The following is a 13863-nucleotide window of genomic DNA, read 5'->3' as shown; positions in this document are numbered from 1 at the left end:
CGACGGTCTCCGGAACCCTTCTTCTCACTTCGACCTGCCCCGGCGTCACCAAGTGATCACTAACTGACTTATATTGGGTCGGCGTTGATCGGAGTGTTGCGGCTCAGCTCTAGCTCGTACGTACCGTCTGTCCGGCTCTGTCCCCGAGGACCTGATTGATGACCTCCCCCGAGATACAACCGCCGCACCCGCCACCACCCGCCCCCGGCGCCGTCAACGGCCGAAGAGACGCCGGGCCCGGGGTGGGCACGGGCACGGCGCTCGCGCTGCTCGTCGCCGTGGTCGTGGCGGCCGTCGCCTGCCTCGTCGCGGTGTACGCGGCGCCGCAGTCCTCGCGCGTCGCCGTCGCCTGGGGCAGCGGCGCCGCGGGAGCGGTGCTGTGCGCGGCGGTCGCGGTGGCCGCCCACGCCCGGCTCAGGGCGCGCGACCTGCGCGCGGCACTCGCCCGCCACCAGGCGGAGACGGCCGAACGCGAGGCCACGGCCCAGCACTTCGCCACCACCACCGTGCCCGGCCTCGTGGAGCACCTCCGCAACGGTGCCTCCGCCGAGACCGCGCTCGCCGCCGCTCCTCCCGTCGGCAGCGACGCGCACCGCCGGGTGCTCATCACGCTCGCCACCGAGGTGCACCGCGGCGAGAGCCTGCGCGCCTCCGCGATGTCCGCGTGCGCCAACGCCGCGGGCCGCGTCCAGGCGCTGGCCACCAGCATGGCCGCCGACCTGCGTGAGATGGAGCACAAGCACGCGGACGAGGAGGTCCTCGGCGACCTGCTCCACCTCGACCACCGCACGGCGCAGGCCGGGCGGCTCGCGGACTCCATCGCGGTGCTCACCGGGGCCCGTTCCGGGCGGCGCTGGGCCAAGCCCATCGTCATGGAGAGCATCCTGCGCGGCGCCATGGGCCGCATCAGCGGCTACCAGCGCGTCCGGCTGCACTCGACGAGCACCGTCGCCATCGCGGGCCACGCGGCCGAAGGCGTGATGCACGCGCTCGCCGAACTCATGGACAACGCGGCCAACTTCTCGCCGCCCACCTCCGAGGTGCACGTGTACGTCGAGGAGGTCGCCGCGGGCGTCGTCATCACCATCGAGGACGGCGGCCTGGTCATGGGCGAGGTCGCGCTGCGCCGCGCGCAGCAGGCCGTGTCGTCCGAGTCCGTCGACCTGACCACGCTCTCCGGCACCCGCCTCGGGCTCGCCGTCGTCGGCCGCCTCGCGCGCAAGCACGGGCTCAACGTCTCGTTCCGCCCGTCCGCGCACGGCGGCACCGGCGTGCTCGTACGGATCCCGCGCGAACTGGTCACCGAGACGCGGCGCGAGGAGCCCGCGCCGGTCTCCCGCGAGAGCGACACGCTGTCGGACCGTCAGCTCGTGCCCCCGGCCGAGTCCGCGCCGTCCGCTCCGTCAGCCCCCTCGGCCCCGGCCCCGGCGGCCGTGCCCGCGCCCTCCGCCGCGGCGGAGCGCCCCGGCGCCGGGGAGTCGCCCGAGCACGCGCGTGCCGCGGCGCCCCCGCCGCAGTACGGCGAGAGCGGGCTGCCCAAGCGGCGGCGCGGCCAGACCCTCGCGGCGGCCTCCCGCCCCGCGCGCGGCGCCGACGCCTCCGGCTCCACGGCCTCCGCCGACTCCGGCTCCGGCTCCGGCTCCGACCGGCCCTCTTCCTCCCGTCCGGCCGGGCGGTCCGGTGCGCGCTTCGGGGACTTCCGCCGTGCCCTCCAGGGCGGCGGTACGTCCGAGACCTCCGCGTCCGCCGACGCGGCGGCGACCGCCGATTCCGGGGATTCCCCCACGCCTCCGGCACCGGCTCCCTCCCCCGCCCGCTCCTCTTCCCTCCCGGAGGACGACACCGAATGATCACTGACAGCAAGCTCGACTGGCTGCTGGAGAATCTGCTGGAACGTACGCCGGGCGCACGCCATGCCCTCGTGCTCTCCCGTGACGGCCTCAAGCTCTGCCGTACGCCAGAACTCAGCATCGACCAGGCGGACCAGCTCGCCGCGATCTCGGCGGGCATCCAGAGCCTGTCGCACGGCGCGTCCGTGGAGTTCGGCAACGGCACCGGCGGGGTCCGGCAGGCGATGGCGGAGTTCTACGGCGGCATCCTCTTCGTCGTGGAGGCCGGGGACGGGGCGCATCTCGCGGTGGTGGCGGCAGAGGACTCGGACGTCGGGCTCGTCGGACACAATATGAACGAACTCGTCGAGCAGTTGGGCGAGTACCTCAGCTCGCCGCCGCGCGAGTCCGGAGGCGGAACGGCATGAAGCGGCCGGCCCGGGACGAGGACCCGGACCGGCTGTACACCGTGACCGGTGGCCGCAGCCGCTCCGGTGCGGGCGCGGACGCCTTCGACCTGGTGACCCTCGTGGTCAGCGAGAGCGCCCCGACGCCCGGCATGCAGTCGGAGCACGCCTCCATCCTGCGCATCTGCCGTTTCCCTACGGCCGTCGTGGAGCTCGCCTCCGATCTCGGCCTGCCGGTGAGCGTCGTCCGCATCCTGCTGGGCGACCTCCTCGCCGCGGGCCGGATCACCGCCCGCCATCCGCGTACGCCCGACGTCGCGGACGAACTGCCCGATCCCGAAATCCTGAAGCAGGTGCTCGTTGGACTCCGCAATCTCTGAAGCGAACCCCCAGGCGACACCCGTCCCCACCCCCGGCTCAGGCCCCGCCTCCCGCCCGCCGCTGCACAGCTCGGCGGCGAACGGGCTGAAGATCGTGATCGTGGGCGGCTTCGGGGTCGGCAAGACGACGATGGTCCGCTCCGTCAGCGACATCCGCCCGCTCAACACCGAGGAGACGATGACCCGCGCGGGCGAGGGAGTCGACGACCTCAGCGCGGTGCGGGGCAAGACCACCACCACGATCGCCTTCGACTTCGGCCGCATCGGGCTCAACGACGAGACGGTGCTGTACCTGTTCGGGGCGCCCGGCCAGGAGCGGTTCTGGTTCCTGTGGGACCGGCTGTTCAGCGGCACGCTCGGCGCGGTCGTCCTGGTCGACACCCGGCGCCTGGAGGACTCCTGGTACGCCATCGACCGGCTGGAGGCGCACGGGACGCCGTTCATCGTCGCCCGTAACGACTTCGGCGGGCCCCGGCACACCGCCGAGCAGGTCCGCGAGGCGCTCGACCTGCCCGAGACCATCCCGCTCGTCGACTGCGACGCGCGCTCCCGCGAGTCCAGCAGAGACGTGCTGATCGCCCTCGTCCACCACCTCTACGCCCTGTCCGCCCAAGCACACGCACAGCCGCGGAACGCACAGCCGCACGACGCGCGGGAGACCTCCTCGTGACCACCGCACCGCAGCCCAGCTCCCATCCCGCAACGCCCCCGTCGCCGCCCCCGGGCTGTCCCGCGCACGCGAGCGCGGGCGGCTCGGAGCTGACGTTCCAGGCCGACGCAGTGCCGCTGATGGGGCCGCGCTTCCAGAACGACAACCGCGCCCAGCTCTACCGCGACATGCACGCCCAGCACGGCCCGCTGGCGCCCGTCACGCTCCCCGGCGACGTGCCGGGCTGGCTCGTCCTCGGCTACCGCGAGCTGCACCAGATCACCTCCAACCCCGCGCTGTTCAGCCGCGACTCGGGCCTGTGGAACCAGTGGGGCCGCATCCCGGCGGACTGGCCGCTGATGCCGATGGTCGGCAAGCAGCCGTCGATCCTCTACACGGTCGGCGAGCGCCATCAGCGCCGCTCCGCGCTGGTGAGCGACGCACTCGCGGCCGTCGACCCGTTCGAACTGCGCGACCACGCCGAGCGGTTCGCCGACAGGCTCATCGACCAGCTCTGCGGGCGCGGCGAGGCCGACCTCGTCAGCGAGTACGCCAAGGTGCTGCCCGCGCTGGTCCTCGCGCGGCTCTACGGCTTCTCCGACGAGGACGGCGCGGCGCTCGTGCCGAGCATCAACGCGCTGGTGGACGGCGCCGAAGGGGCGCTGGAGGGCCGCGACCATGTGCAGTCCTCCATGGGCCGGCTCCTGGCCTCGCGGCAGGCGCTGCCGGGCGCCGGGGTGGCCTCGCGGATGCTCAACCACGACTACGCCGACGGGTTCTCCTTCGAGGAGATCCTGGAGGACATGATGGTGAACATCGTCGCGGGCCATCAGCCCACCGCCGACTGGATCGGCAACTCGCTGCGGCTGATGCTCACCGACGACCGGTTCGCCGCCTCCCTCTCCGGCGGCCGGCACAGCGTCGGCGAGGCCATGAACGAGGTGCTGTGGGAGGACACCCCGACCCAGAACATCGCGGGCCGCTGGGCCACCCGCGACACCCAGCTCGGCGGGCGCCGCGTCGCGGCGGGCGACCTGCTGATCCTCAGCTTCGCCGCCGCCAACGGCGACCCGCAGGTGCGCCCCGACCGGTCCGCGTTCACCGGCGGCAACAACGCGTTCCTCTCCTTCGGCCACGGCGACCACCGCTGCCCGTACCCCGCGCAGGACATCGCCGAGGGCATCGCCCGTACGGGCATCGAGGTGCTGCTCGACCGGCTCCCGGACGTCGATCTGGCGGTCGGCCCGCAGGCGCTCGTCTGGCGGCCCTCGCCCTGGCTGCGGGGCCTGGCCTCGCTGCCCGTCCGCTTCACGCCCACCCCGTCGACCGCTGCCTCAGGAGGTACCAGATGACGTCGTGCCCGGTGACCGGAGCGGACGGAACCGACACCGAACTGATCGTGATCGACCCGCTGGTGCGGGGGCTGGCCGTCGAGGGCGCGCGGCTGCGCGCCGCCGGGCCGGTGGCACCCGTCGAGCTGCCCGGGGGCGTACGGGCGTGGGCGCTGACGCACCACGCCGAGACCCGGAAGCTGCTCACGGACAGCCGCCTGGTGAAGGACATCGCGCACTGGGCGGCCTGGCAGCGCGGCGAGATCCCGAAGACGTGGCCGCTGATCGGGCTGGCCGACCCGGGGCCGAGCATGCTCACCTTCGACGGCCCCGAGCACCGCAGGCTGCGCACCCTCACCGCGCAGGCCCTCACCCCGCGCCGGGTCGAGGCCATGCGTCCGCGCATCGAGGCCATCACGCACGAGCTGCTGGACGGTCTGGAGGCGGCGGCGGACGGCGAGGGGAGGGTCGATCTCAAGACGGCCTTCGCCTATCCCCTCCCCATGGCCGTCATCGGGGAGCTGCTGGGCATCGACACCGTCCGCATCCCGCGGCTGCGCACGCTCTTCGACGGCTTCTTCTCCAGCCTCACGCCCGCCGAGGAGGTGCTGTCGATCCTGGAGGAGCTGGGGTCGATCTTCGCCTCCGTGCTGGAGGAGAAGAAGCGGGAGCCCGGCGACGACCTCACCAGCGCGCTGCTGGCCGCCGCCGAGGACGGCGACCACCTCACCGACGAGGAGGTGATCAACACCGTTCAGGTGCTGATCACCGCGGGCCACGAGACCACGATCAGCCTCATCGACAGCGCGGTCGCGGCGCTGCTGGCGCACCCCGAGCAGCTCGCGCTCCTCCGCTCCGGCGCGGTGAGCTGGGAGGCGGCGATCGAGGAGACGCTGCGCTGGGACGCGCCGACCACGCATGTGCTGATCCGCTTCGCGACCGAGGACATCGATGTCGGCGGGACGGTCATCGGCAAGGGCGAGGCCGTGATCGTCTCGTACGGCGCGATCGGCCGCGACGAGGCCCAGCACGGGCCGACGGCGGCGGTGTTCGACATCACCAGGCCTCCGAGCCGGCACCTCGCCTTCGGGCACGGCCCGCATGTCTGCCCGGGCGCCCCGCTTTCCCGGCTGGAGGCCCTGGTGGCGCTCCCCGCCCTCTTCGAGCGCTTCCCCGACCTGGACCTCGCGGTCCCGGCCACGGAGCTGCGCAACAAGCCGGCGGTGACCCAGAACGAGCTGTACGAGCTGCCGGTACGGCTGCGCAAGAGCTGAGCCCGCGGACGTGAGGGAGGGGCGGCACCCGCTCGTAGGGTGCCGCCCCTCCCTTGCGTCCGCGGGCTCAGGGCGTCAGAGCTGTGTGCCCTTCTCGGCCGCGACCGCGCGCACGCGCCCCCGTACGGCGTACCAGCCGACGACGAGCGCGGCGGCGATCACCGGGACGAGCATGACCGTCTTGCGCCCGACGTCGGGGTCGTTCCACATCAGGACGACGACGCTGAGCAGGAAGGCGATCGTGACGATCTCGGTCACCGGCGACCAGGGCAGCCGGAACTCGGGGCGCTCCACGAGGCCCTGCTTGGCGCGGCGCACGAAGACCAGGTGGCAGAGCATGATCGTGCACCAGGTGCTGATGATGCCGAGCGAGGCGATGTTGAGCACGATCTCGAACGCCTTGCCGGGCACCACGTAGTTGAGGCCCACGCCGATCACGCACACGGCGGAGGTGAGCAGGATGCCGCCGTACGGAACCTGGCTGCGGTTCATCAGGCCGGTGAACTTCGGGGCCGAGCCGGACATCGCCATGGAGCGCAGGATGCGGCCCGTCGAGTAGAGCCCGGAGTTCAGCGAGGACATCGCGGCGGTGAGGACGACGAGATTCATCACATCGCCCGCCATCGGCACGCCGACCTTGGAGAGCACGGTGACGAAGGGGCTCTGGCCCTCGGTGTACTCGCCCCAGGGCAGCAGCAGCGCGAGCAGCACGACGGAGCCGACGTAGAAGAAGCCGACGCGCCACATGATGGCGTTCACGGCCTTGGGCACGACCTTCTCCGGCTCGGCGGTCTCGCCCGCGGTCACGCCGACCAGTTCGACGCAGGAGTACGCGAAGACGACGCCCTGCATCACGATGACGACCGGCATCAGGCCGTTGGGGAAGATCCCGCCGTGGTCGGTGATCGTGCCGATGCCCGGTGTCGAGCCGCCCACCTCGTGCTGGGTGGCGAGCAGCACGATGCCGATGATCATGAAGACGACGAGCGCGGCGACCTTGACGATCGCGAACCAGAACTCCAGCTCGCCGAAGATCTTGACCGAGATCATGTTGATCGCGAGCACCACGGCCAGCGCGATCAGCGCCAGCACCCACTGGGGCACGTCGGTGAACAGGCTCCAGTAGTGCGTGTAGAGCGCGATGGCGGTGATGTCCGCGATCCCGGTCGTCGACCAGTTGAGGAAGTACATCCAGCCCGCGACGTAGGCGCCCTTCTCGCCCAGGAACTCGCGCGAGTACGAGACGAAGGAGCCCGAGGAGGGGCGGTGCAGCACCATCTCGCCGAGCGCCTTGACGACGAAGAAGGCGAAGAGGCCGCAGACGGCGTAGGCGAGAGCCAGGCCGGGGCCCGCCGAGGCGAGGCGCCCTCCGGCGCCGAGGAAGAGTCCTGTGCCGATCGCCCCGCCGATGGCGATCATGTTGATGTGCCGCGGTTTCAGATCCTTGCTGTAGCCGGCGTCCCCCGCGTCGTGGGCGGTCTGCGGGCCTCCGGCCGATCCTCCGGAGCCCCCGCGCTGCGGCGGGACGGCGTCCTGGACGACATCGCTTTTCACAAGTTGGTCCAACTCACTCTGGTACGGGCCTTGCCGGGCCTGCTGCCGCATTGATGCATGGGCAGCCGCAGACCGAGGCGTCACCTTTCCCTGTAGGGGCCAACTATGCGGTGGCACATCTCACACAGCGGAACATCTCACATGCTGAACACGGCCTCAGGGGGCAACCCTTGCCGCCGCCCTGCCCGTTTTCAGTCGTAGAGAGCGTCGATCTCCCGGGCGAACTTCGCGCGGACCACCGCGCGCCGCAGCTTGAGCGAGGGCGTCAGCTCGCCGCTCTCCGGGCCCCACTCCCCGCCCAGCAGCCGATGGGCGCCGACCCGCTCGGTCCGGCCCAGGCGCGCGTTGGCCGCGGCGACCGCGCGCCCGACCTCGGCCCGCACCTCGGGGTGCCCGGCCAGCTCCCCGGGCCCGGCCTCCAGGCCCCGCCGCGCGGCCCAGGCGACGGCCTCCTCGGTGTCGAGGACGAGCACGGCCACCAGGTACGGGCGGCCGTCCCCGTGGACGAGGGCCTGGCCGACGAGGGGGTGCTCCTTGAGCGCGTTCTCGACGCGGGCGGGCGGGACGTTCTCGCCCGTGGAGGTCACGATCAGCTCCTTCTTCCGGTCGGTCACCCACAGATAGCCGTCCTCGTCGAGCCGCCCGACGTCGCCGGTCGCGAACCAGCCCTCCGCGTCCGTGCCGGGCTCCACGGAGCCGTCGCCGCGCAGATAGCCCTCGAAGAGCGTCGGGCCCCGCACCTCGATCTCCCCGTCCGGCGCCGTCCGTACCTCCAGGCCCTCCAGGGGACGGCCCACGGAGCCCAGCCGGAAGGCGCCGTGCCCGTTGCTGGTGACGACACCCGTGGTCTCCGTCAGCCCCCACGCGTCCATGATCACGATGCCGAAGCCCGCCCAGAACCGGGTGACGTCCAGCGGCATCGGCGCCGAGGCGCTCGCCGCCCACACCAACCGGTCGAGGCCGACGAGGGCCAGCACGGGCTCCAGCACCGCGCGGGCCCGCCCGTAGGCGTCCTCCAGCTCCGCGGAGGGGCGCTCGCCGCGCTCGCGGCAGCCGACGTGCGTACGGGCCGTGCGCGAGGCCTCCTCGACGGCCGCGCGGCGCTCCTCCGGCAGCCCGTCCATGGCCGTACGGAGCCCGGCCGCGAGCTTCTCCCAGATCCGCGGCACCCCGAAGAACTGCGCCGGGCGCAGCTCCCGCGCCCGTACGGCCACACGCGCGGGGTCGGGGCACAGGTGGACGTGCCCGGCGCGGAAGACCGGCAGGTAGATGCCGAGCATCCGCTCGGCGATGTGCGCGAAGGGCAGATAGGACAGGTGCTCGACGTGGTCGGGCAGCGCGGTGATCCTGTCGAGGGCGAGCGCGTTGAGGACCACGTTCCGGTGACTGATCACCACGCCCTTGGGGTCACCGGTCGTGCCCGAGGTGTAGACGACCGTGACCGGGTCGGAGGCCCGTACCGCCCGCCAGGTCTTCTCGAAGACGGCACGCTCGTACGGGCGGGCGAGCGCGGCGAACGGGGTGTGCGGCCCTCCGGGCCCCTGGTCGGCTACGACGAGCCGCTCCAGCGGCGCGTCCCCCTGGCCGAGCAGCGGCTCCCAGCGGGCCGCCTCGGCGCCGGTCCCGGCGACGGCGAACCGGGCCGCGCTGTGCCGGGCGATGTGCGCGAGCTGCTCGGGGGCCGCCGTCCGGTACACGCTGACGGGCACGGCGCCCAGGTGGACGAGGGCCAGGTCGGAGAGCCAGTGCTCGGGCCTGTCGGCCATCGTCAGCAGCACGTGGTCGCCCGCGCGGACGCCGAGCGCCGTGTATCCGGCGGCCAGCTCGGCGACGCGGTGGCGCGCCTCGCCCCAGGTCAGGGTGGTCCCCGAGGCCGCGTCGTCCTCCTCGGCGCGCCAGGAGAGCGCGGGGAGGTCACCGTGGTCCTGGGCGTTGCGGAGGAGCAGGTCGGGCACGGTGAGTTCGGCAGGGTCCGTGCCGGGCAGTCGCAGGATGGTGGTCATGACGCCTCCGTGCGGACGCGGGCGGCGGGAACGGGCTCCGCGCGACCGAAGGTTTCACAGGAGTGGTGAGACAGCAATACTGTTGAACGTGATCGACAGGCAGACCAGCCCGGACGGCCGGGCCGGCAGAGGGAGCGGCGGGAGACGCGGACGATGGACGAGCTGACCGTTGACCAACTGGCCGCCCGTGCGGGCGTCACCGTCCGCACGGTCCGCTTCTACAGCACGCGCGGCCTGCTGCCCCCGCCGACCATCGGCCCCCGCCGCGTGGGGCGGTACGGGTCGGACCATCTCTCCCGGCTGGCGCTGATAGAGGAGCTGCAGAACCAGGGCATGACCCTGGCCGCCATCGAGCGCTACCTCCAGCGGCTGCCCGACGACATCAGCGCCCACGACCTGGCCATTCACCGCGCCGTCGTCGCCTCCTGGATGCCGGACACGGTGGACGAGGCCACGCGCGGAGAGCTGGAGGGGCGGGTCGGCAGGGAGCTGGACGACGACGAGCTGAAGCGCCTGGAGGCCATGGGCGTCCTCTCCCGCACCGAGGACCCGGACCTCTTCCGCGTGGACCCGGGCATGGTGCAGCTCGGGGTGCGGCTGCTGGACGTGCCGATATCGCAGGAGGCGATCCTCGCGGCCCGCGAGGTCATGATCGAGCACACCCGGTCGGCCGCGCGGGAGCTGAGCCGCCTGTTCAAGGAAGAGGTCTGGGAGCCGTACCGGGAGAGCGAGCCGGACGAGGAGCGGGTGGAGGAGATGAAGTCCCTCTCCGCGCACATGCAGCCGCTGGTGGTGCAGGCGCTGCTCACCGCGTTCCAGCGGTCGATGAACGAGGAGCTGCGGGGCGCGTTCCCGGAGGAACGCGCCCCGAGCACCGGGCCGGTCGGCCGATAGTCGCTAGTCGCTGAAGGTCTCCCCCTTCGCGGCCTTCTCCGCCAGCAGCGCGGGGACGGCGAACCGGTCGCCGTAGCGCTCGCGCAGCTCGTTCGCACGGGCCACGAATCCGGCGGGACCGCCCTCGTACCCGTTGATGTACTGGATGACGCCGCCCGTCCAGGCCGGGAAGCCGATGCCCATGATCGAGCCGATGTTGGCGTCCGCGACGGAGGTGAGCACGCCCTCCTCGAAGAGCCGGACGGTGTCCAGCGCCTCGGAGAAGAGCATCCGCTCCTTCATGTCCTCGAACGGGACATCCGGGGCACCGTCCCTGCCGAAGTGCTCGCGCAGGCCCGGCCAGAGCCCGGCGCGCTTGCCGTTCTCGTCGTAGTCGTAGAAGCCTGCGCCGCCGCTGCGGCCCGTGCGCCCGAACTCGTCGATCATCCGGTCGATGACCGCGTCCGCCGGGTGCTCGGGGAAGTCGACGCCCTCGGCTCGGAGCGCGGCCCGCGTCTCGTTCCGGATCTTACGGGGCAGGGTCAGCGTCAGCTCGTCCATGAGGGAGAGCACCTTGGCCGGGTAACCGGCCTGGGCCGCCGCCTGCTCGACGGTGGCGGGCTCGACGCCCTCGGCGAGCAGCGCCACGCCCTCGTTGATGAAGTGACCGATCACGCGCGAGGTGAAGAAGCCCCGCGAGTCGTTGACCACGATCGGGGTCTTGCGGATCTGGCGCACCAGGTCGAAGGCGCGGGCCAGCGCCTCGTCGCTGGTCTCCCCGCCCTTGATGATCTCGACGAGCGGCATCTTGTCGACGGGCGAGAAGAAGTGCAGCCCGATGAAGTCCCGCTGCCGGGTGACGCCTTCGGCGAGCGCGGTGATGGGGAGGGTGGAGGTGTTCGAGCACAGGAGAGCGTCGGGCGCCACGATGTCCTGGATCTCCTGGAACACCTTGTGCTTGAGCGCGGTGTCCTCGAACACGGCCTCGATGACGACGTCGCAGCCCGCGAGGTCGCGCGGGTCGGCCGTCGGCGTGATGCGGGCGAGCAGCGCGTCGCGCTTGGCCTCGGTGGTCTTCCCGCGCTTGAGGGCCTTCTCCAGCAGGCCCGCCGAGTAGCTCTTGCCCTTCTCCGCGGCCTCCGGGGAGACGTCCTTGAGGACGACCTCGATGCCCGCCTTCGCGCACGCGTACGCGATACCGGCGCCCATCATCCCGGCGCCGAGCACGGCCGCCTTGACGGCCTTGCGCTCCTCGACGCCCTTGGGGCGGCTGCGGCCCTGGTTGACGGCCTGGAGGTCGAAGAAGAAGGCCTGGATCATGTTCTTCGAGATCTGGCCGGTGACCAGCTCGACGAAGTACCGCGCCTCGATCTTCTGGGCAGTCTCGAAGTCGACCTGGGAGCCCTCGACGGCGGCCGCGAGGATGTTGCGCTGCGCCGGGTAGGGCGCGCCGTTGGTCTGCTTCCTGAGGTTGGCGGGGAAGGCCGGGAGGTTCGCGGCGAACTTCGGGCTGGCCGGGGTGCCGCCCGGGATCCTGTACCCCTGCTCGTCCCAGGGCTGGCGGGACTCCGGGTGGGCGTCGATGAACGCGCGGGCCGCGGCGAGCATCTCGGCCTCGGTCTCCACGACCTCGTGGACGAGGCCGATCTCCTTGGCCTTCGCCGGGAAGTACTGCTGGCCCTGGAGCAGCACGTTCAGCAGCGCGTCCGCGATGCCGAGCATCCGGACCGTACGCGTCACGCCGCCACCCCCGGGGAGCAGCCCGAACGTGGCCTCGGGGCAGCCGATCTTGGAGCCCCGCGCGTCGAGCGCGACGCGGTGGTGGCAGGCGAGGGCGATCTCCAGGCCGCCGCCGAGCGCGGCGCCGTTCAGTGCCGCCACGACGGGGACGCCGAGGGTCTCGATGCGGCGCAGATCGCGCTTGACGCGCATCCCGTACTCGTAGACCTCCTCGGCGGCGTCGGGGCCTGCCTGGATGAGGAGGCGCAGGTCGCCGCCGGCGAAGAAGGTCTTCTTGGCGGAGGTGACGAGGACGCCGCGCACGCTGTCGCGCTCGGCTTCGAGGCGGTCGGCGACGGCGGTGAGCGAGGTCTGGAACGCCTCGTTCATGGTGTTGGCCGACTGGTCCGGGTCGTCCAGGGTCAGGGTGACGACGCCGGTGTCGTCCTGGTCCCAGCGGATGGCGGTCGATTCAGGCATGGCGTGTGCTCCGTAGGGCTGCGTTCGGGGTGGAGAGGACGAGAGAGGGAGAGGGAAGAGCGTGAGCCCGTCGGGCTCTGAGCGGGAGAGGGGTCTCAGACACGCTCGACGACCGTGGCGATGCCCATCCCTCCTCCGACGCACAGCGTCGCCAGCCCGTACCGCTGGTCGCGCCGCTCCAGTTCGTCCACGAGCGTGCCGAGGATCATCGCGCCGGTCGCGCCGAGGGGGTGGCCCATGGCGATCGCGCCCCCGTTGACGTTGACCTTCTCCAGCGGGATCTCCATCTCCTTCACGAAGCGGAGCACGACGGCGGCGAACGCCTCGTTGATCTCCACCAGGTCGATGTCGTCGATGGTCAGCCCGGCCTTGGCCAGCGCCTTGCGGGAGGCGGGCGTGGGCCCGGTGAGCATGATGGTGGGCTCGGAGCCGGAGACGGCGGCGGAGACGATACGGGCGCGGGGCGTGAGCCCGTTCCGCTCGCCCGCCTCCTCGCTGCCGATGGCGACGAGGGCCGAACCGTCGACGATGCCCGAGGAGTTGCCCGCGTGGTGGACGTGGTCGATCTTCTCGACCCAGTGGTACTTCTGCAGGGCCACCGCGTCGAAGCCGCCCATGTCGCCGATGGCGGCGAAGGAGGGCTTGAGGCCCGCCAGGGTCTCGGGGGTGGTGCCGGGGCGGATGTGCTCGTCGTGGTCGAGGACGACGAGGCCGTTGCGGTCGCGGACGGGCACGACCGACTTGGCGAAGCGGCCGTCCTTCCAGGCCGCGGCGGCCAGCTCCTGGGAGCGCGCCGCGTACTCGTCCACGTCGTGCCGGGACCAGCCGCCCAGGGTCGCGATGAGGTCGGCGCCGATGCCCTGGGGCACGAAGCTGACGTCGAAGCTGGTCATCGGGTCGTTGAACCACGCGCCGCCGTCGGAGCCGATGGACACCCGCGACATCGACTCGACGCCGCCCGCCAGCACCAGGTCCTCCCAGCCGGAACGGACCTTCATCGCGGCCATGTTGACCGCCTCCAGGCCCGAGGCGCAGAAGCGGTTCTCCTGGACGCCCGCGACCGTGTCGGGCAGCCCCGCGGCGATGGCCGCGACCCGGGCGATGTCCGAGCCCTGGTCGCCGATCGGGCTGACGACGCCGAGCACGATGTCGTCGATCATGGCGGGGTCGAGGCCCGGATTGCGCTCGCGCAGCGCGTGGATGAGGCCCGTGACGAGGTCGATGGGCTTGGTGCCGTGCAGGGATCCGTTCGCCTTGCCGCGCCCGCGCGGGGTGCGGACGGCGTCGTAGACGTACGCTTCGGTGCTCACGTGGGGTGCCTTTCTGGGGTACGGGAGAGGAGCCGGGGAGGGGAACCGGAGGAG

General features: G+C 72.1%; 11 protein-coding genes. 7 read left to right on the top strand and 4 right to left on the bottom strand.

From position 1 onward, the window contains the following. The first annotated feature begins 158 nt into the window (after positions 1–158). The 6 genes from ABD343_RS29670 (at position 159) to ABD343_RS29645 (ending at position 5870) form a co-directional block, all read left to right on the top strand. Positions 159–1850: a sensor histidine kinase gene (locus ABD343_RS29670; RefSeq protein ID WP_344532501.1), complete on the top strand. Its 1692-nt coding sequence runs from the start codon at positions 159–161 to the stop codon at positions 1848–1850. Continuing rightward, positions 1847–2257 carry a roadblock/LC7 domain-containing protein gene (locus ABD343_RS29665; RefSeq protein ID WP_344532499.1) on the top strand — a complete coding sequence of 137 codons (411 nt, stop codon included), beginning with the start codon at positions 1847–1849 and terminating at the stop codon, positions 2255–2257. The genes ABD343_RS29670 and ABD343_RS29665 overlap by 4 nt, the downstream gene beginning before the upstream one ends. Then, positions 2254–2616: a DUF742 domain-containing protein gene (locus ABD343_RS29660; protein WP_344532498.1), complete on the top strand. Its 363-nt coding sequence runs from the start codon at positions 2254–2256 to the stop codon at positions 2614–2616. Before ABD343_RS29665 ends, ABD343_RS29660 begins: the two co-directional genes overlap by 4 nt. After that, complete coding sequence (locus ABD343_RS29655; RefSeq protein ID WP_425578312.1) at positions 2597–3286, top strand: GTP-binding protein; 690 nt, start codon at positions 2597–2599, stop codon at positions 3284–3286. Before ABD343_RS29660 ends, ABD343_RS29655 begins: the two co-directional genes overlap by 20 nt. Before the next feature lie 119 nt (positions 3287–3405). After that, positions 3406–4617: a cytochrome P450 gene (locus ABD343_RS29650; RefSeq protein ID WP_344533097.1), complete on the top strand. Its 1212-nt coding sequence runs from the start codon at positions 3406–3408 to the stop codon at positions 4615–4617. Continuing rightward, the gene (locus ABD343_RS29645) at positions 4614–5870 is read left to right on the top strand and encodes a cytochrome P450 family protein (protein ID WP_344532496.1); all 1257 of its coding nucleotides are present in this window, start codon (positions 4614–4616) and stop codon (positions 5868–5870) included. Before ABD343_RS29650 ends, ABD343_RS29645 begins: the two co-directional genes overlap by 4 nt. Before the next feature lie 75 nt (positions 5871–5945). Here ABD343_RS29645 and ABD343_RS29640 read toward each other — a convergent pair whose 3' ends face one another. Together ABD343_RS29640 and ABD343_RS29635 are read right to left on the bottom strand one after the other, a co-directional pair. Continuing rightward, positions 5946–7424, bottom strand: coding sequence for an amino acid permease (locus ABD343_RS29640; RefSeq protein WP_344532495.1), 1479 nt, complete (start codon positions 7422–7424; stop codon positions 5946–5948). A gap of 191 nt (positions 7425–7615) precedes the next feature. After that, positions 7616–9427: an AMP-dependent synthetase/ligase gene (locus ABD343_RS29635; RefSeq protein ID WP_344532493.1), complete on the bottom strand. Its 1812-nt coding sequence runs from the start codon at positions 9425–9427 to the stop codon at positions 7616–7618. Positions 9428–9580: 153 nt separating this feature from the next. On the opposite strand from ABD343_RS29635, the gene ABD343_RS29630 reads away from it, so the two are divergent. Next, positions 9581–10321: a MerR family transcriptional regulator gene (locus ABD343_RS29630; RefSeq protein ID WP_344532492.1), complete on the top strand. Its 741-nt coding sequence runs from the start codon at positions 9581–9583 to the stop codon at positions 10319–10321. A gap of 3 nt (positions 10322–10324) precedes the next feature. On the opposite strand, the gene ABD343_RS29625 is transcribed toward ABD343_RS29630, so the two are convergent. Further along, a complete protein-coding gene (locus ABD343_RS29625; protein WP_344532490.1) occupies positions 10325–12499 on the bottom strand; it encodes a 3-hydroxyacyl-CoA dehydrogenase NAD-binding domain-containing protein in 2175 nt (724 codons plus the stop codon). A gap of 95 nt (positions 12500–12594) precedes the next feature. Next, a complete protein-coding gene (locus tag ABD343_RS29620; protein WP_344532489.1) occupies positions 12595–13809 on the bottom strand; it encodes an acetyl-CoA C-acetyltransferase in 1215 nt (404 codons plus the stop codon). Positions 13810–13863: the final 54 nt, after the last annotated feature.

Source organism: Streptomyces albiaxialis, assembly GCF_039530985.1.
Lineage (GTDB): Bacteria > Actinomycetota > Actinomycetes > Streptomycetales > Streptomycetaceae > Streptomyces > Streptomyces albiaxialis.
The sequence above is the reverse complement of the archived record's forward strand: the minus strand, read 5'-3'. Positions and strand labels throughout refer to the sequence as shown.

Excerpts from the sequence above, each read along its gene's own strand:
- ABD343_RS29670 (WP_344532501.1), top strand. The coding sequence starts at position 159 with ATGACCTCCCCCGAGATACAACCGCCGCACCCGCCACCACCCGCCCCC.
- ABD343_RS29665 (WP_344532499.1), top strand. The coding sequence starts at position 1,847 with ATGATCACTGACAGCAAGCTCGACTGGCTGCTGGAGAATCTGCTGGAA.
- ABD343_RS29660 (WP_344532498.1), top strand. The coding sequence starts at position 2,254 with ATGAAGCGGCCGGCCCGGGACGAGGACCCGGACCGGCTGTACACCGTG.
- ABD343_RS29650 (WP_344533097.1), top strand. The coding sequence starts at position 3,406 with ATGGGGCCGCGCTTCCAGAACGACAACCGCGCCCAGCTCTACCGCGAC.
- ABD343_RS29645 (WP_344532496.1), top strand. The coding sequence starts at position 4,614 with ATGACGTCGTGCCCGGTGACCGGAGCGGACGGAACCGACACCGAACTG.
- ABD343_RS29635 (WP_344532493.1), bottom strand. The coding sequence starts at position 9,427 with ATGACCACCATCCTGCGACTGCCCGGCACGGACCCTGCCGAACTCACC.
- ABD343_RS29630 (WP_344532492.1), top strand. The coding sequence starts at position 9,581 with ATGGACGAGCTGACCGTTGACCAACTGGCCGCCCGTGCGGGCGTCACC.
- ABD343_RS29625 (WP_344532490.1), bottom strand. The coding sequence starts at position 12,499 with ATGCCTGAATCGACCGCCATCCGCTGGGACCAGGACGACACCGGCGTC.